This is a genomic window from Staphylococcus rostri, assembly GCF_002902145.1.
Lineage (GTDB): Bacteria > Bacillota > Bacilli > Staphylococcales > Staphylococcaceae > Staphylococcus > Staphylococcus rostri.
This window is the reverse complement of record NZ_PPRF01000016.1, coordinates 17,150-33,855: the sequence shown is the minus strand read 5'-3', so window position 1 is coordinate 33,855 and position 16,706 is coordinate 17,150. Positions and strand designations below refer to the sequence as shown.

Here is a 16,706-nt window from a genome sequence, read left to right as displayed (position 1 = left end):
CCTATTGTGTTTTCTTTTTGTCTCACATTCAATATACCCATATTACATTTTAAAAAACCTAAATTTAAAAAAATAATTACAATGGTTTGAATGCTAAGCTCTCTTAGTATACCCACTCCCTCGCCCACTAAACCTGAATATATAAAATTATGTAGAATTAAGCCTTAAATAAATAAAAAACAGACAATGCATCTATAAACATTGCCTGCTTCGACCCTTCATTATTTACTTATTAATATGTGCTAACATTTCATTAACTGCTAATTTACCTAAAGCGTTTGAAGCTAATGGACTATCACCAGTTAATAAGTTTCTGTCTTTTAATACTTGACCAGACATACTTTCATTAACAACTTTCAAACCATCTTCAGTTAAACGCTCAGCTAATAACCATGGCAAGCGACCTGGTAAATAACCAATATCAATATTCGCGCCTTCATCGAGTGCATCTGGGAATACAACGATTGAATAGCCAGCAAGTGGTGACTGTTCTCTATTCACTGAAGCTGCTAACAATGCGGCAGGTCCATGACATAATGTCACGATGAAACGATCATTTTCCAATGCCCAATCTAATGTTTTTTGGACGTCTTCACTGTCAGGGATTCCGATAAGTGCGGCATGACCACCTGGAATGAAGACAGATAAATAATCAGAATCTGCACCTAAGTTAGCAACAACATCTGATAATTTTTTAGGGGCTTTCAATTGCGCTTTTAACTTTTCGTATGTGCCCATAACTGCTTCATCTTCAGTAGGCATTGCCCAATATTCAAGTTTTGCAGGGTTACCAGATAATGTTGCGACTTCCACTTCAAAGCCCGCTTCCATTATATGATGTAAAGGTAATAGTGTTTCGACAGGATGATTACCTGTTGAGAACATTTTGCCGTTCTGCAACATTAAGTAGCGTTCGTCCGCCGCAATCACGAGCACCTTCCATTTCCCTTCCGTATATGCATTTTTATGTTCGACACCATCAAAGTCTGTTTTAGGTGCTGTATATTGTGAAAGTGAGAATTCAGATGGAAAATACGCATTATTCTCCGCTCTATCTGCCACTGGTTGTTTACTTAATTGTTCTGTCATGTGAATTACTCCCTTATCTATTTTTAACTTGTCACCAATCATAGCCCCATTTACACACAAAGTAAATGAATCTGCTTTTAGCTTTTTAGTGCTTTTAAGAATTAGTTAAGAATTGTTAACCCTTAGTTAATGTGAATTAAGATTATTCCCCTGTAGTATTAAGAGTGTCAAAACAATCACAAAAAAACAAAACGAAAGTGGGAAATTAACATGAAAATCAAAACATTATTATTATCAACTACAGTAGCAACATCATTAGTTTTAGGGGCATGCGGCAACATGAACGATGACAACATGAAAAAAGACGACAAAATGATAGAAAGCAAAATGGATGATAAGAGCAAAATGGACGACAAGAGCATGATGATGAAAGAAGGCATGTTCAAAGGCGAAAACAAACAAATGGTTGAAGGTAAAGCAATGATTAAAGACGGCAAATTAATGCTTACTGACTTCAAATCAGACAAAGGTCCAGACTTACACGTGTACTTAACTAAAAACGGCGACGTTGAAAAAGGTATGAAAATCGACAAAGTGAAATATGACGAAAAAGAACAAACTTTCGACCTTAAAGGCGCAAAAGTTGAAGATTACGATACAGTAACAATTTACTGTGACAAAGCACACGTTGTATTCGGTAACGCTAAATTAAAATAAGTCTGATACACGTTTAACGATACAAAAACACTCAGTGAGATAGAATTCTGCTTCTAAAGGGTTCTATCTCTTTTTTATCACTCGTAAAGGAGACAGAAAAATGAATATGCTATGGAAGATTATTATATTACTCATTAGAATGGGTTCAGGTATCGTCATGATTATGCAAGGTTTTGAAAAATTAACAGGTGGCTTTGCGATTAATGGCCTCATTCCTGCCGTACAAAATAGTACAGACGTTCCAGAATGGTATAAAGCGTTCTTCAGCCATGTCGTGAATAACCAAACCGAAGTCTTTCAATGGTTGATCCCACTCGGCGAAATCGCCATTGGCCTCGGCTTAATTTTAGGTCTTTTATCTTATACCGCTAGTTTCTTCGGTGCATTCGTTATGCTGAACTATATTTTGGCAGATATGATTTTTACGTATCCATTACAGCTATTTTTCTTTATAATATTGTTAATGAACAAAAACACATTAGATTCACTGAATTTATTAAACTTCTTTAAAAGAAAAAAGCTAGGGAATGATGCAAATGGAACACATACTCATAGTGGATGATGAACCAGATATTCGCGATATATGCAAAACGTATTTTGAATTTGAAGGCTATAGCGTCTCGACTGCATCTAACGGGCAAGAAGCGTTGGCCATGTTAGACGCGTCGATTGATTTGATGATATTAGATATTATGATGCCTGAGAAAGATGGCTATGCAGTTGTTAAAGAAATGCAGTCACGTAACTTAGATATTCCATATATTTATCTGACGGCGAAAACGACAGAATCTGATGCGATTTACGGCTTAATGCTTGGCGCAGACGACTATGTAAAGAAACCTTTTAGCCCACGTGAACTCGTAATTCGTGCTAAAAACATTTTAAAACGTGTCAATCAAAGTGCAGTCGTACAAGATACCGTCACATTCGGTGCACTGACATTAGACAATTTAACAAAAACCGTGACAATTAATGATGAAACGGTTAGCTTAAGAGTCAAAGAATTTGAGTTATTGTGGTATTTCGCTACACATGAAAATGTCGCATTATCCAAAACCGATTTACTCGAACAAGTTTGGGGTTACGACTATTACGAAGACATGAACACACTCAACGTCCATATACACCGTCTACGTGAAAAGCTCGAACAACACAACTATGATGACTATGCAATTACAACAGTTTGGGGACTTGGTTATAAGTTCCAGAGGAGGCATTAGATGACTATACGTAAACAACTTTTTATATCTTTTGTCACTTCCATTGCCATTACAACACTGTTTTTATTTATTTTATATAAGATGATGTGGTTTGATGGCCAACAAACATTGACACTCACACTGTTTTCACTTATTTCAAGTATGATGACGATGATGATTGCGATGACCTTTTCTGTACCAACCATTCATAAAATTGAGCGTTTAAATAGAGAAACTCAAAAAGTATCAGAAGGTGACTTTAATATTGAACATCTCGATATTACATCGCCACTTGAAGTGAAAGAACTGAATGAATCGTTCAAAATCATGGTATCGCGCGTTGAACAACAAATGGCACAGATTAAAAATGAAGAAGCTGAAAAGATGTATATGGTTCAAAATTTGGCGCACGACTTAAAAACGCCCCTTGCGAGTATTAAGTCTTATTCCGAAGCATTGCGAGACGGCATTATTGATACCGATGAAGCACATCAACATGCGTATAAAGTGTTGATTAATCAGGCCGATAGATTGAGCCATATGTTTGATGACTTAACATCAATGGTCAGCGTGACTACCCATGCTCAAGACAAAGTCGCATTACAAGTGGACCAGTTGTTGATTACTATATTGGATCCCTACCAACAGCAACTGGAACATGAACAACGTCGCTTAGAAGTCGATGTAGACGAATCAATTCCACGTTTTGTTCAAGATAAAGTGGCAATTGAACGGATTATTTCGAACTTCTTGGATAATGCTTTGAAATTCTCTGAAACAGGTACACCGATTACTGTGCGTATTAAGCAGGAAACAGCACAACAATTGGCGATTTCAGTAAGTGATGAAGGTCCGGGTATCGAATCGAAATATTTGAACCGTGTGTTTGAACGGACATTCCGTGTGGATAGTTCACGCAATCTTGAACGTGGTGGCTCTGGCCTTGGCCTGTATATTGCTCAGACACTGGCACATCAGATTGGTGGACACATTACAATAGACAGCGAATATGGTAAAGGTACGACGATTACATTACATTTCCCAATTTAAACATATAAAAGGCAGTCGACAATGGAGATGATTTCCATAATACGACTGCCTTCTTTATATTTTATGCACTTTTTAATTGATCAAGACGATAAGATAACGTCTCAAAATCAATAATACGTGCTTGTCTATGAAACTCTCTACCATGATCAAACAGAATGACCACAGGTGCCGTAAATAGCGATAACTGCCCTGCCGCTTCTGGTATCTCATTGACGTAAATTTTCGCACTTGGTATCGTCTCATCTTCTAAAAGCGCTGATACCCTCGGCAAATCTGCATGACAAACACTGCAACCCTCAGACATCACATACAACACAAACTTGTCTTGTGCCATTCTCGTTGTCAATGTCTCATAATCTGTAATACGTTCCACTGTTCATCACTCCTTTACTTGTGTTAGAGCTATTAAACCATGTGATTGAAGAACGCGCCATGATTATGCTTGGTTGTTAAATTTTAGGAGCCTGTCTGCAATTTCATCACTATAAAGTCTTAGTGATATCGGTGTCACATCATCTTCCTTTTTACTCATCGGAATTGTCCACACCAAATTTTTATCAATGATAATTATATTTTGATTTACTTTTTTGTTAATCGTAACCTTGAATCCATACGCTTCCAAATCTTGCAGTCTGTCTTTCATAATATTTGCGGCTTTTTGCGTAATGTTAACACACTTCTTCGCTTTGGATTGTGACGTGATATTAATAAGTTGATCAACGTCATTGTGCGATAAATAAGGCATCATCATTACAAATGTTTCTGCTTGAATCAAATCTTTTTGTAGTAATGGACGATAATCACCTTCTACGATAGAACTTTTATATAAATCAGATTGTAAGTTTTCTTCAAAAACGTACCCTAATGATTTATACGCTCTCAAACGTTTCAAATACATTTTGTAAAACATCGGCACTGCATAATCGACATAATCATAGACACGCAATTCTTCTTTATCATCTAAGTTTCTTAATAATCTTCCTAGATATTGCTGTATGCTATTTTTAGATTTTATAGGCATCACTAACATTAAAGTGTCTAACGCAGGTAAATCAAAGCCTTCTCCCGCGTAACTTCCTGTTGTAAACAAGACAAATGGCTTTCCTTCTTTTTTCAACAATTCCATTTCTTGTTTTAATGCTTTTGTCTTCATATGACTATTCAAAATGTAGGTCTTTGCGCTACCCTCTTGAGAATCAAAGGTTTCCTTTAATATTTGAATATGCTCAACATATCTTGAAAGAACGATGATATGGCGGTTTTCTTGAATCGCATCTTTGATATCATTGATAATCAATTGATGTCTATCAGCATCATTGACAATCATGTCATTGTTGTCATGAATAAGGTTTTCATGAATATTACGTGTGTGTTCCCCTAAAGATGTAAAGCGTAAATAGAGCTTTTGAGTAATATGTTTAGGTACTTCCTTCTGAACAATATGACGTATTGGTCCCATTCTAAGATAAATAATATTTTCCAATCCATCTTCACGTTTTGGTGTTGCTGTTAAACCATAGACATATTTACTCTTCACTTTTGACATCACATCTTCAAAAGTCTTAGCCGCAACATGGTGCGCTTCATCAACAATAACCATTCCATAATCATCCAATATTGTTTCAATATCTTCTATAGATGACATACTTTGAAATAACGCGATATCTATATTTTTACTACGTGAAACTTTCCCACCATATATAAAACCTATTTTACCTTTCTTCTTAATCCTGCCTGTAGGCGTATATTCTACAAATGGTTCATCTTGCAACTCAATAAAATCTTCTAATTGTGATTTCCATTGGTGTGCCAAATTTTTATTATTTACAAGTATGAGCGTACTTACTTGCTTATCCGCAATTAATTTACTTGCTACTACAGTTTTACCAAACCCTGTTCCAGCACATAATAAGCCGTCAGAGTGTTTAGTTAACGCATCTAATGCTGCTGTTTGATTGTCGTATAATTCTCCTCGAAATTCGACATCTATTGGATGACCTGCTACCTGATTATTAATAAATCTCGCATCGGGATATAATTTCTTAACTTCTGGTAACAAGCCTCGAGGCAACTTAATAAATGTATCATCAATATCACTTAACGAAATGACTCTAGGTATATCTTTAGTACTCATTCTTTGATTCAATGCTTTGTAATATGCCTTATTTTTAAAACTAGCTAAAAACTTCAACTGCACAATTTCTTTCTTTGGAAGGTCACGAAGTTTTATCATGATTTCAGAGTTCACATTAATATCAATAACAGCATTTGAACTTTTATGGTATTCTTCAAATATTTCTAATTCATCACTAGGACTATGTTCTGCTTTGTAATAATTAAACTGAATATCTTTTGAATACTTATCAATGATACTATCAACAATCGTTTCTGGTATTTTTCGTGTATTTTCTAAAGTTCCCCATATATCATCTATAATTGTTAAGTCATCATTAAAAAAGCGACTAAATCCTTTAATTACCCTATTTCCTTGTAAAGGTAATGCAATTAAATTACCAAATCCTCCCTTTCCAACAGTATCTTGACTAGGAAACATGCGATCAAAAGAATCAAAGCTCAGCTCCGGATATGCTTTCATCACTTGCATTAGTATGATATTGCCTAAAGTACGTGCTTTTCTGGCTAATATTTTATCTTCAAAAAAGAGCCACAAATGGGCACCATTTCCAGACTGTGATATTTCAATAAGATAATCTAACTCTAACTTTCTCACAACTTTCACTAAAACCTTTATTTCTTGTTTCCAGTTTTCTTTATCAAAATCAAACGCTAATATATACGTTTTATTGTCATCAATAATTGGATACATCCCATACATGACTTCTTTTTTATAATTATTATATCCACGTAAGTGATTAAAAATAACCTCATCCGTCATCTTTTGAAAGCTCTGCACTTTACACATCGAACAATTAAATTTAGCATTATTTACTTTTGGACATGGTAATTGTTTTCTTATATGACACCATGGGTAATATACCATCTTGCCTTCATTCGTTTTAAAACTTGTCGCAACAATATCATGATTCCCACGAAAATAGGAACGATACAAACTTATCTTTTCTTCTACAGATTTCTTGCTTATTGGCATACTTTCATTTTTAATATGCTTACTTAAATTTTCCAGTTCATATACATATTCGTCATTTTCTTTCGTAACCAATGCAAATAATCTATTACTTTGATAATCAGCTATCACTTTTTTAACAACAACACTAGAGCCATCTTTTAATTGATATGTTTCTCCAACTTTAATCAAGTAAATCGCCACCCTTAACTTGATATGAATACAAACATAGTGTTACATAAAAAGTAATGCACGTCGATTATTAATTTAATATAAATAAAAAAACACCAACACAAAGCCTTATCTATATAGACTTTATGCCGATGCTTTAATATTTTATCTCTATACTTCTATCACATTCAAAAACTTTCTCAATGCTTCTGTTTTGGGTTGTGTAAACAATGTCTCAGGTGTGCCTTCTTCACCAATTAAACCTTCATTAATAAAGATAATACGATCAGACACTTCACGCGCAAAACGCATCTCATGTGTCACAATCACCATTGTCATACCTTCATTCGCAAGATCTTTAATAACCGCTAATACATCGTTGACAAGTTCTGGATCTAGTGCTGATGTCGGTTCATCAAACAACATCACTTTCGGGTTCATCGCTAACGCACGTGCAATCGCAACACGCTGCTGTTGTCCACCCGATAACGCATGCGGTCTTTGGTCTTTGACACTTTCAAGCCCCACTTTTCTAAGTAGTTGTAACGCTTCTTCATGGGCTTGTTGTTTGTTAATCTTTTTAACAGTGATTAAGCCTTCCATGACATTTTCAATCGCACTTTTATGTGGGAATAAGTTATAGCTTTGGAAAACCATCCCAGACTGCTTTCTCACTTGAATTTGTGATTTTTTATTATCTGCTGTGTAGGTTTCACCGTTGACATATACGGCCCCTTCAGTAGGGATTTCCAACGCATTCATCATTCTCAATAGCGTTGTTTTACCCGAACCAGATCGACCGATAAGCGTAATCACTTCACCTTGTGCTACTGAAAGATTAATCCCTTTGATAACCTCTTTGTCCTTAAAAGACTTTTTAATATTTTGAAGTTCAATCATGAGTGATACCCTCTTTCAATATAAGCTTCATAGTGTGATTGTGCGACAGAAATAATGAAACATACAATCCAATATAATAGCGCAACGAGTAAGTAAATTGTTAAAAATTCATATGTTGTCGATGCGACTTCTTGTGCTTTTCTAAACATTTCTGCGACTAAAATAAATCCTAACAATGACGTATCTTTAATTAAGCTTAAGAATGTATTCCCTAAAGCTGGAATCGACACTCTAATTGCTTGCGGTAAAATAATACGTTGAATGGTTTGTTTGTAATTCATACCAATAGAATATGCCGCTTCTGTTTGCCCTTTAGGAATGGACATAATACCACCACGTAAAATTTCAGAAGCATATGCGCCAACATTAAATGACAAACCAATAATTGCAGCAACTACTGGTGTTAATGTAAGTTGATTATCAGCATCACCTGTTACCAATCTACCTATTTCAGGAATCCCGTAAAAGATAATGAATAACTGAACAATCATCGGTGTACCTCGAATGATTGATACATAAAAACGTGCAATTCCTCTTAATACTTTGCTGCTAGAAATTCGCATCAAAGCCGTGATTAAAGCCAAAATCAAACCAATCACAAAAGTAACTAATGTGATTGGTATTGAGTATTTAACTAAACCTTCGAGCATAGGTAAAAATGCTTGTTTGGCAGCATTTAACGCATGAAGCTGTTCATCATTTAGGTTCTGAAACATTTGCGCCAAACCATTTCTTACTTATTTTTTCTAACTCGCCATTATCTTTTAATTTTTTCAAGCCTTTGTTGAAATCTTCAACGACTTTGTCATCTGTTTTCTTACTAAATGCGAACGCTGATTGACTTTGTTCAGCATCACCTTGAATAGCTTTGATCTTAGCATTTGGTTTTTGCTTTTTATAATCTAAATATGAAATGTTGTCATTGAATGTACCTTCAACACGGTTAGATTGTAATAAATCCATTGCTTGGTTGAAACCATCTACTTTTGTGATTTCTGCACCTTTAGATTGTGCAAGTTTACCGTAGTTTGAAGTTAATGTTTGTGCTAACTTTTTACCTTTAACATCATCAAATGATTTAATGTCATCGTTGTTTTCATTAACAACTAATACACCATTTGAATATGTGTAAGGATCTGAGAATTTGTATTTCGCTTTACGTTCATCGTTAATACCTACTTGGTTCGCAACGACATCGAAGCGACCAGCATCTAGACCAGCAAACATTGAATCCCATTGTGTTTCTTTAAATTCAACTTCATAGCCCATTTCTTTTGCGACAGCTTTTGTTACTTCAACATCGTAACCTGTTAATTTGTCATTTTTGTCGTGGAAAGTGAACGGTGCGTATGTCCCTTCAGTTCCTACAACAATTTTCTTGTCATCTTGCTTTTTGCTACTATCTTTTGAGTCACTGCCATTACCACATGCAGCAAGCACTACCATTAATGCAATAATTAAAAATAAACCTTTTTTCATTTGAATATACCTCTATTCTTAGTGTGCTAATCGGATTAAATATAGTTTAGACTGAAATGCCCCTACTGTCAATTACAAAAACTTTACATCTCTTAAAGAGGGTGTTCAGTAATATACACGCGCAAGCCAAATCGATTACTTCGTCAGATTATAACTATCTTCAATTAATTCACATAGCATCTCCATCGACTCAATCTCTTGCAAATGAACCGTTACCCAATTCGACTTATTCATATGATAGGCAGGGTAGATAGCTCGCTTTTGTCTTAGCGAACCAATCAATTCTTTTTCAGCTTTTAAAATTGATGACATCCACCTGTTCTTTAGATTCTAATCCCAATTTATCAGCATTAATATTCATAATTAACGCAAACCATTTATGACTTTCTGTATGCCTTAAAGCTGCATAATTAGGAAACTTTTTCCAAGGATAATCAGGATTCACTCCATATTGATCTTTGATATGTGTTAGCACCGCTTCTCTTGTAACCATTACATGCCATCTCCAAGTCTTTTTCTTTATTATAAACCGCAAAAAAACACCTTCCAATTATATGAACTGGAAAGTGTGCTTTATCTAATTATTAAGTTATGACTCTATACCACGCATCAAACGATCTACAATCGCTGATACCGGCTCAATTTGATTCATAAATGAGATACCCAGACCAAATGATGCGTAACCTTTTGTTAAATCGCCGAACACCATACCATTTCGCATTCCTGTGTATCCGCTATGTTTTTCAAAAATTTCTTGTTTTGTTGCACCATTGTCACTCATTTCTTGTAATTCATTAGGTAGCTCACCTGGTATTGAACGATAATACGAACTATAGTCGTTGTACATGAGCATATCCGTCGCATCCAAACCGATTACTTGTTCTTTAATATTTTGTGCCATTACTGATTCTTCAGCCATTAAAAATGCACTGCCTACATAGATACCATCTGCACCAAGTACCATCGCCGCTTTTGCGGTACGTTCATCCGCAATACCACCCGCACCAAGCACTGGCACACGCCCATTCACCGCATCTACAATAAGTGGAATAATCGAAAATGTCCCAATAACACGGTCAGGCACCGTACCACCTTCATCAAAGCCCGTTGCTACAATGACATCAGCGCCGCCTTGAACCGCTTCTTCCACATTTTCTACGGATGGTGTATGCGGACGGAATACAACTTTAATTCCGTGGTCATGATAACGTTGCGTCCATTCTTTATTAAAACTACCCACCATTACAGCTACTTCAACGCCTGTTTCAACCATTAAATCAAACATCGCTTTTGAAACGTCCTCGACTTCTGGAGATGGGCTTACATTCATACCAATGGGATTGCTCGTAATGGATCTTGCAATTTCAATTTCACGTCGCATATTTTCAACAGATTTTTCAAGTGTCTCTGCTGTTTCAGTTTGTCCGGCATTGAAGCCTAAAACACCTAATCCACCCGCTTTACTGATTGCACCTACAAACTTGCCATCTGTTAACCAAAACATTGGACCTTGAACGATAGGTTTTTCAATTCCTAACACTTCAGTAATACGATTTTTCATATTTTTCACCTTTTTCTCACGTCATTTTATACGCTCATTGTATGTTGGCTAAAAAGTGGAATCAATGGATGTCTTATACTTAAAAGTTAGTTATCTAACATTTATATGGTACAATGTCCTATATCTCAGAAAAAGGTGTTAGTGATGAATAAAAATGATTTACGTTATCAAAAAACAGAAGCCAATATACGTAATAGTTATTTAAAGTTATCAGAAACGCTATCATGCAAGGAGATTACGATTAAAAACATTTGCGAACAGGCACTTTGTAGTCGTAATACGTTTTACCTGCATTACACATCAAAAGAAGATTTATACCACACATTAATTAACGAACTATTAGCAAGTGTGTCTAAAGCTTTTGAACCTTATGTTGAACATGCGAAACAAATCAATACCAAACACTATATTGCCTATTGCGACGCCATCATCAACAGTATTCAAGACAATAAGAAAACATTAACGGTATTTATTAAAAGTGACAATGGTATCTTTTTTAAACAACTTTATGATTGTATAGAAAAGGTTGTTTACAATACCACATCAAGTATTTCAAAACGTGATGATACAACTTCGAAAAAGCTCTATGCTGCATACTTAGCTGGCAGTATCACTGGATTTGTATTTGAATGGCTTAAGAACGATGACATTACAGATGATGAGGCACGAAAATCACTGCAACAAATACACATTAACGCAATGACAACCTTTACTAAAATTTTATAATACAATGTAAAAAGCACTCACTTCATTGAGAAATGGGTGCTTTTGTGTATACTCAACATTTCATCGTAGTTCGTCAATCTGTTCTACCGTGTAAATAATTTCAATTTCCTCTTTATCCTCAGCAAGTTCTTCTCCAATTTTAGAAAAACACTGTAGAATATCAGCAACTTTTTGCCCTTTTTCTGTCAACTCATATTTCACAATTTTTGGCGCTGTTGATTTGATTTCAATTCGTCGTAACATACCATCTTGTTCTAATTCTTTAAGATGTGAGGTCAGCACCTTCTTTGTCACCTTATTTTCAAATGCAGCATTCAAATCTTCTAACAATTCATTATAGCGATATTCATGGTGATTCAGTGCGCACATAATATTAGGTTTCCATTTACCTTTAATAATATTCAACAAATAATTAATGCCTAGCTCATACACTCTTGAATCTTTATTTTTTATCATACAACTCTCCAATTATCACACTTTTTAGTAGGCACAAATTAGTGCCTTCTTTACCTATATACTCAAACTGACTTAGAATAGCATTGTGAAAATTATAGCAAATAAGTATATATAATTAAAAGGAGAATGACTATGTCAGAAAGTATATTACGTCAACGCCATTCCGTTCGTTCTTTTCTTGATAAACCGATTGATAACGAAACGATTCAATCCATTATTGCTGATGCACATTTAGCACCCTCTTGGTGTAATACACAACCGTGGAAAGTATACATTGCGACAGGCAACCTCGCCAAAAAATTATGCAAAACACATTACGATAATACCTTGCATACACAATCATGGTGTGAAATTCCACCGCCACAAGATAATGATTGGAATACGACTACCGCGGTGAATAGACAAGGCTGGTTCCATACAATAGCTTCTCTTGATAACAAAAACAAGACAGCCCTTTTTGATATGAATAGTAATAACTTTAACGCACCTGTCATTATCTATATCACCGCTCCAGCAAAGGCTACCGCATATTCATATTACGATATAGGTGCATTTGGATATGGTATTACACTGTCCGCTTATGAACATAACATCGGTAGTATTCCAGCCTATGAGTTTATTCGCTATCCACATGAAATTCGTGCTGTATTTGATATTCCTGAAGATGAAAAAATATTACTAGGGATCGGATTAGGGTATCCAGACGATCATCCTATAAACAGTATACATCGTACAACTGGACGTGTTCCTATTGAAAGTATGATGACAATCAAAGAAAATTAGCAACGTGCGTTCTTTTTATGATTATAAAGTGATAACAAAGACCGCATAATATATGGAGGCAATTTAAAATGAAAAAACCAATTCTTTCTGTTTTAGATATCGTTAATGTTTATGAAAATGAAAATTTGGATATGGTGTTTAAAAACTTCCGTCAACGAGCAGCTGCCATAGATAAATTAGGCTACCATCGCTATTGGATTTCAGAGCATCATAACATGGCTTCTATCGCAAGTTCAGCTACAGTAGTGCTTATTAAAGATGTCCTTGAACATACGAAACAACTTCGTGTAGGTTCAGGTGGTATTATGATGCCTAACCATTCACCCCTTGTAGTTGCCGAACAATTTGGTACACTTGCAACGTTCTATCCCGACCGTGTTGACTTAGGATTAGGTCGTGCTCCTGGTACAGATCAAATGACATCTTATGCATTGAGACGACATACACATCAACATGCAGACACATTTCATGATGACATCAAAGCGTTATTACAATACTTTGGTCCTGAATCACAACAAGGAAAAGTAAAAGCAATCCCAGGTGCTGGAACTGAAGTACCGATATACGTATTAGGTTCTTCCATTAACTCTGCTGTTTTGGCTGCTGAATTAGGCTTACCCTATGCCTTTGCTGCCCATTTTGCACCAGCTCAGTTAAAAGACGCCATTCAATTGTATAGAACTAACTTTAAACCTTCACAGTATTTAACCGAACCCTATGTAATGATTGCTGTGAATGCGATTGCTGCAGACACTAACAGTCAGGCAGATTATTTATACACATCCCAATTACAAAATATCGTTGCGTTTTTGACAGGACATGTACACCCAGTTCCACAACCTAAAGAAGACTATTATGAATTTTTAGGTGAAGATAGAGTGAAGCAAATCCAATCACAGATGGGCATAGTAATCAAAGGTGACAAAAAAGCGGTTCAACAACAAATTATCGATCTCCAAGAAATATATGAAGCTGATGAATTAATCATTACTACAACCGCATATGGTATTAAAAACCAAATTAATTCGTTCAAAATCGTTAAAGATGCAGTAGACTCAATTTAATAACAAAAACGCCCACTTCCTTGAAATGGGCGTTTTTTGTTATTAATATCCTTTAATTTCTCTTATAATTCTTTTTAACAAACGTGGATGTCACTACGACAAGTACAGAAATCATGACCCCTGATCCTGTCAGTAAATACACCAACATAAACAACTTTTCAAAAACCGAATCTGGCATATATTCGACACTTAATGAAGTTGGGATCAATACAACAATACTTGTGAATAACGCATCTATTAATGGTAATCCACCTTCAGTATGTAGAAATATCGTACCACCAAAGATAATAATCAGTAATGTCGTTAATAAACCTTTTGCGATAGGTAGATTCACAACCTCCCATAATGCTTTTAATAATCTTTTTAATGCAATGATAAACGAAACCATAAGTTATCTCCTATATTTATTTCAATAAGAATAACAAGGAAAAACATTTTATTCAACTAGATTTATATGAATATCATTCCTTTTGAATTACTATCAACCTCTAAACTTATCGTCCGGTAACTTTATCCCTTGCGACTCTTAGCTTCAGCTCCTATCGTCCGGTAAATTAAATTCCTAAGAAAACTAAAAAAGCACCTTCCAACATAACATTGGAAAGTGCTGTATAAACGATATATTAACGTTTTGAGAATTGTGGTGAACGACGTGCAGCTTTAAGACCTGGTTTTTTACGTTCTTTCATACGTGGGTCACGTGTTAAGAGACCAGCGCGTTTTAATGAACCTCTGTACTCAGGATCAGCTTCTAATAATGCACGTGCGATACCGTGACGGATAGCTTGTGCTTGACCAGTGAAGCCACCACCGTGAACGTTAACTAAAACATCATAGTTACCTTTAGTTTCAGTTACATCAAATGGTTGGTTTAAGTCTAAGATTAATGATTCGAATGGTAAGTATTCACGTACGTCTTTACCGTTAACTGTGATATTACCTTCACCTGGTACTAAACGTACACGTGCTACTGAGTGTTTACGACGGCCTGTGCCTTTATATTCAACTTGTGCCAATGTAATTTCCTCCTTCTAATTAACCACGTAACTCGTAGTTTTCTGGTTGTTGTGCAGCGTGTGGATGTTCAGCGCCACCATAGACAAATAATTTTTTACCTTGTTTTTCACCTAAACGTGAACTTGGTAACATACCTTTGATAGATTTCTCTAATAAACGTTCTGGGTTAGTCGCTCTTAATTCACCAGCAGTGATTGATTTTAAACCACCTGGGTGATTTGAGTGACGGTAGTAAATTTTGTCAGTTTCTTTTTTACCAGTGAACTGGATTTTTGAAGCGTTGATGATGATTACGTAATCACCAGTATCAACGTGTGGTGTGTAAGTTACTTTATTTTTACCGCGTAAGATAGATGCTACTTCTGATGATAAACGACCTAAAGTTTGTCCTTCAGCATCAACAACGTACCATTTGCGTTCAATATTTGATTCGTTAGCCATAAATGTTTGACGCATAATTGAGTCCTCCTAATGAATAGATGTTTCTTTTTAATTTCAATCAGCTGTATTAAACAACCTAAACGATTATTTATTCCGTTAACTGTTGATCTTCCTGCTTCTATATCTTGTAACACAATAAGTTTCCGGGGCTTATCGTGGGGTGGATATAAAACAATACCGTTAACTATGATATAATTTATAAGCCCAAATGTCAATTGCTTTTAAGAATTTTGCGTTGATTTTTTATAGTGAATTTTAATGTCTTCACCAAAATCTTCTTGTAATGCTTGTGGACTCAAGTAAACCTTTTCTAAATAAAGTCCTTCAGCCGGTGCTGTATGCGGTACAAGGTTGCGATCTTTCGCTACAAGTAACTTTGGTACGTCCTCAGCCGAGCGCTTGCCTTTACCTACTTCTAACAAATACGCCATAATAACACGCACCATATTATACAGAAAGCCAGAACCTGTAATCACAAAATCTAATCCTTCAGACGTCTGTATGACATGACTTTCATAAATGGTACGCTCTTTACTCTCAACTTCTGTCTTCTGAGAACAAAATGATGTAAAGTCATGCGTCCCAATAAAATGCTGTGCAGCGTTATTCATCGCTGCAATGTCTAGCTGTGCTGATTCAAACGTCTTTAATTGTGCTAAGAAAGGATTCCGATGCGCCGCCTGATAGACAGAATAGCGGTACGTCTTCCCTACACAGTCGTAGCGGCAATGAAAGTCTTCGTCAACAAACTGTACCTCATGCACGTAGATGTCATCAGGAAGGCTTCTATTCATCGCATACTGCCATTTTTCTGGTGCAATATTCAGATCCGTATCAAAATGGAAATATTGTGCTTTCGCATGTACACCTCGATCCGTTCGGCTTGAAGGATGAATGCGTACCGGTTGTTTGTGCATACGCTTTAGTATTTTCTCAAAATATCCTTGCACCGTACGTCCTTGATTTTGAATTTGAAAACCTAAAAATTGTCCTCCATGATAACTGATTTTCACTAAAACTCGTGGCAT

The 16,706-nt window shown here is 35.7% G+C and carries 21 protein-coding genes; 7 read left to right on the top strand and 14 right to left on the bottom strand.

Features of this window, described 5'->3' with window-relative positions; genetic code table 11:
* Positions 1–225 precede the first annotated feature (225 nt).
* Entirely contained in the window at positions 226–1,089 is an 864-nt protein-coding gene (gene hchA, locus CD122_RS02480; protein WP_103357420.1) for a glyoxalase III HchA, read from the bottom strand.
* Between the two features lie 210 nt (positions 1,090–1,299).
* Here hchA and CD122_RS02475 point away from each other — a divergent pair, with 210 nt between their 5' ends.
* The 4 genes from CD122_RS02475 (at position 1,300) to CD122_RS02460 (ending at position 3,995) form a co-directional block, all read left to right on the top strand.
* On the top strand, positions 1,300–1,746 hold the full coding sequence (locus tag CD122_RS02475) for a DM13 domain-containing protein (protein ID WP_103357419.1): 447 nt from the start codon (positions 1,300–1,302) through the stop codon (positions 1,744–1,746).
* 100 nt (positions 1,747–1,846) lie between these two features.
* Positions 1,847–2,308 carry a DoxX family membrane protein gene (locus tag CD122_RS02470; protein WP_103357418.1) on the top strand — a complete coding sequence of 154 codons (462 nt, stop codon included), beginning with the start codon at positions 1,847–1,849 and terminating at the stop codon, positions 2,306–2,308.
* On the top strand, positions 2,283–2,966 hold the full coding sequence (locus tag CD122_RS02465; RefSeq protein ID WP_103357417.1) for a response regulator transcription factor: 684 nt from the start codon (positions 2,283–2,285) through the stop codon (positions 2,964–2,966). The genes CD122_RS02470 and CD122_RS02465 overlap by 26 nt, the downstream gene beginning before the upstream one ends.
* On the top strand, positions 2,967–3,995 hold the full coding sequence (locus tag CD122_RS02460) for a sensor histidine kinase (RefSeq protein WP_103357416.1): 1,029 nt from the start codon (positions 2,967–2,969) through the stop codon (positions 3,993–3,995). It abuts the gene before it with no gap.
* 61 nt (positions 3,996–4,056) lie between these two features.
* Here CD122_RS02460 and CD122_RS02455 read toward each other — a convergent pair whose 3' ends face one another.
* The 8 genes from CD122_RS02455 to CD122_RS02425 form a co-directional block, all read right to left on the bottom strand.
* Positions 4,057–4,368 carry a thioredoxin family protein gene (locus CD122_RS02455; RefSeq protein ID WP_103357415.1) on the bottom strand — a complete coding sequence of 104 codons (312 nt, stop codon included), beginning with the start codon at positions 4,366–4,368 and terminating at the stop codon, positions 4,057–4,059.
* 63 nt (positions 4,369–4,431) lie between these two features.
* Positions 4,432–7,272: a TOTE conflict system archaeo-eukaryotic primase domain-containing protein gene (locus CD122_RS02450; RefSeq protein WP_103357414.1), complete on the bottom strand. Its 2,841-nt coding sequence runs from the start codon at positions 7,270–7,272 to the stop codon at positions 4,432–4,434.
* A 150-nt stretch (positions 7,273–7,422) separates the two neighbouring features.
* The gene (locus CD122_RS02445; RefSeq protein WP_103357413.1) at positions 7,423–8,151 is read right to left on the bottom strand and encodes an amino acid ABC transporter ATP-binding protein; all 729 of its coding nucleotides are present in this window, start codon (positions 8,149–8,151) and stop codon (positions 7,423–7,425) included.
* Positions 8,148–8,867: an amino acid ABC transporter permease gene (locus tag CD122_RS02440; RefSeq protein WP_103357412.1), complete on the bottom strand. Its 720-nt coding sequence runs from the start codon at positions 8,865–8,867 to the stop codon at positions 8,148–8,150. The genes CD122_RS02445 and CD122_RS02440 overlap by 4 nt, the downstream gene beginning before the upstream one ends.
* On the bottom strand, positions 8,848–9,630 hold the full coding sequence (locus tag CD122_RS02435; protein WP_103357411.1) for an amino acid ABC transporter substrate-binding protein: 783 nt from the start codon (positions 9,628–9,630) through the stop codon (positions 8,848–8,850). The genes CD122_RS02440 and CD122_RS02435 overlap by 20 nt, the downstream gene beginning before the upstream one ends.
* 135 nt (positions 9,631–9,765) lie before the next feature.
* Positions 9,766–9,942, bottom strand: a complete 177-nt coding sequence (locus tag CD122_RS12245; protein ID WP_240624107.1) for an MmcQ/YjbR family DNA-binding protein — start codon at positions 9,940–9,942, stop codon at positions 9,766–9,768.
* The gene (locus tag CD122_RS12240; RefSeq protein ID WP_240624106.1) at positions 9,920–10,123 is read right to left on the bottom strand and encodes a hypothetical protein; all 204 of its coding nucleotides are present in this window, start codon (positions 10,121–10,123) and stop codon (positions 9,920–9,922) included. Before CD122_RS12240 ends, CD122_RS12245 begins: the two co-directional genes overlap by 23 nt.
* 96 nt (positions 10,124–10,219) lie before the next feature.
* Complete coding sequence (locus CD122_RS02425) at positions 10,220–11,191, bottom strand: NAD(P)H-dependent flavin oxidoreductase (RefSeq protein WP_103357410.1); 972 nt, start codon at positions 11,189–11,191, stop codon at positions 10,220–10,222.
* 144 nt (positions 11,192–11,335) lie between these two features.
* On the opposite strand from CD122_RS02425, the gene CD122_RS02420 reads away from it, so the two are divergent.
* Positions 11,336–11,917, top strand: a complete 582-nt coding sequence (locus tag CD122_RS02420; RefSeq protein WP_103357409.1) for a TetR/AcrR family transcriptional regulator — start codon at positions 11,336–11,338, stop codon at positions 11,915–11,917.
* Between the two features lie 60 nt (positions 11,918–11,977).
* Here the strand turns inward: CD122_RS02420 and CD122_RS02415 are convergent, their stop codons facing one another.
* Positions 11,978–12,373: a winged helix-turn-helix transcriptional regulator gene (locus CD122_RS02415; RefSeq protein ID WP_103357408.1), complete on the bottom strand. Its 396-nt coding sequence runs from the start codon at positions 12,371–12,373 to the stop codon at positions 11,978–11,980.
* A 132-nt stretch (positions 12,374–12,505) separates the two neighbouring features.
* On the opposite strand from CD122_RS02415, the gene CD122_RS02410 reads away from it, so the two are divergent.
* Positions 12,506–13,156, top strand: a complete 651-nt coding sequence (locus CD122_RS02410) for a nitroreductase (protein WP_169926451.1) — start codon at positions 12,506–12,508, stop codon at positions 13,154–13,156.
* Positions 13,157–13,224: 68 nt separating this feature from the next.
* A complete protein-coding gene (locus CD122_RS02405) occupies positions 13,225–14,220 on the top strand; it encodes an LLM class flavin-dependent oxidoreductase (RefSeq protein ID WP_103357406.1) in 996 nt (331 codons plus the stop codon).
* A 52-nt stretch (positions 14,221–14,272) separates the two neighbouring features.
* Here the strand turns inward: CD122_RS02405 and CD122_RS02400 are convergent, their stop codons facing one another.
* From CD122_RS02400 to truA, 4 genes are all read right to left on the bottom strand, one after another.
* The gene (locus CD122_RS02400) at positions 14,273–14,608 is read right to left on the bottom strand and encodes a hypothetical protein (RefSeq protein WP_103357405.1); all 336 of its coding nucleotides are present in this window, start codon (positions 14,606–14,608) and stop codon (positions 14,273–14,275) included.
* A 235-nt stretch (positions 14,609–14,843) separates the two neighbouring features.
* On the bottom strand, positions 14,844–15,236 hold the full coding sequence (rpsI, locus tag CD122_RS02395; RefSeq protein WP_044359397.1) for a 30S ribosomal protein S9: 393 nt from the start codon (positions 15,234–15,236) through the stop codon (positions 14,844–14,846).
* A gap of 19 nt (positions 15,237–15,255) precedes the next feature.
* Positions 15,256–15,693: a 50S ribosomal protein L13 gene (gene rplM, locus CD122_RS02390; RefSeq protein ID WP_044359398.1), complete on the bottom strand. Its 438-nt coding sequence runs from the start codon at positions 15,691–15,693 to the stop codon at positions 15,256–15,258.
* Positions 15,694–15,899: 206 nt separating this feature from the next.
* Positions 15,900–16,706 carry a tRNA pseudouridine(38-40) synthase TruA gene (gene truA / locus CD122_RS02385; RefSeq protein ID WP_103357403.1) on the bottom strand — a complete coding sequence of 269 codons (807 nt, stop codon included), beginning with the start codon at positions 16,704–16,706 and terminating at the stop codon, positions 15,900–15,902.

Excerpts from the sequence above, each read along its gene's own strand:
- hchA (WP_103357420.1), bottom strand. The coding sequence starts at position 1,089 with ATGACAGAACAATTAAGTAAACAACCAGTGGCAGATAGAGCGGAGAAT.
- CD122_RS02475 (WP_103357419.1), top strand. The coding sequence starts at position 1,300 with ATGAAAATCAAAACATTATTATTATCAACTACAGTAGCAACATCATTA.
- CD122_RS02470 (WP_103357418.1), top strand. The coding sequence starts at position 1,847 with ATGAATATGCTATGGAAGATTATTATATTACTCATTAGAATGGGTTCA.
- CD122_RS02465 (WP_103357417.1), top strand. The coding sequence starts at position 2,283 with ATGGAACACATACTCATAGTGGATGATGAACCAGATATTCGCGATATA.
- CD122_RS02460 (WP_103357416.1), top strand. The coding sequence starts at position 2,967 with ATGACTATACGTAAACAACTTTTTATATCTTTTGTCACTTCCATTGCC.
- CD122_RS02445 (WP_103357413.1), bottom strand. The coding sequence starts at position 8,151 with ATGATTGAACTTCAAAATATTAAAAAGTCTTTTAAGGACAAAGAGGTT.
- CD122_RS02440 (WP_103357412.1), bottom strand. The coding sequence starts at position 8,867 with ATGTTTCAGAACCTAAATGATGAACAGCTTCATGCGTTAAATGCTGCC.
- CD122_RS02435 (WP_103357411.1), bottom strand. The coding sequence starts at position 9,630 with ATGAAAAAAGGTTTATTTTTAATTATTGCATTAATGGTAGTGCTTGCT.
- CD122_RS12245 (WP_240624107.1), bottom strand. The coding sequence starts at position 9,942 with ATGTCATCAATTTTAAAAGCTGAAAAAGAATTGATTGGTTCGCTAAGA.
- CD122_RS12240 (WP_240624106.1), bottom strand. The coding sequence starts at position 10,123 with ATGGTTACAAGAGAAGCGGTGCTAACACATATCAAAGATCAATATGGA.
- CD122_RS02425 (WP_103357410.1), bottom strand. The coding sequence starts at position 11,191 with ATGAAAAATCGTATTACTGAAGTGTTAGGAATTGAAAAACCTATCGTT.
- CD122_RS02420 (WP_103357409.1), top strand. The coding sequence starts at position 11,336 with ATGAATAAAAATGATTTACGTTATCAAAAAACAGAAGCCAATATACGT.
- CD122_RS02415 (WP_103357408.1), bottom strand. The coding sequence starts at position 12,373 with ATGATAAAAAATAAAGATTCAAGAGTGTATGAGCTAGGCATTAATTAT.
- CD122_RS02410 (WP_169926451.1), top strand. The coding sequence starts at position 12,506 with ATGTCAGAAAGTATATTACGTCAACGCCATTCCGTTCGTTCTTTTCTT.
- CD122_RS02405 (WP_103357406.1), top strand. The coding sequence starts at position 13,225 with ATGAAAAAACCAATTCTTTCTGTTTTAGATATCGTTAATGTTTATGAA.
- CD122_RS02400 (WP_103357405.1), bottom strand. The coding sequence starts at position 14,608 with ATGGTTTCGTTTATCATTGCATTAAAAAGATTATTAAAAGCATTATGG.
- rplM (WP_044359398.1), bottom strand. The coding sequence starts at position 15,693 with ATGCGTCAAACATTTATGGCTAACGAATCAAATATTGAACGCAAATGG.
- truA (WP_103357403.1), bottom strand. The coding sequence starts at position 16,706 with ATGCCACGAGTTTTAGTGAAAATCAGTTATCATGGAGGACAATTTTTA.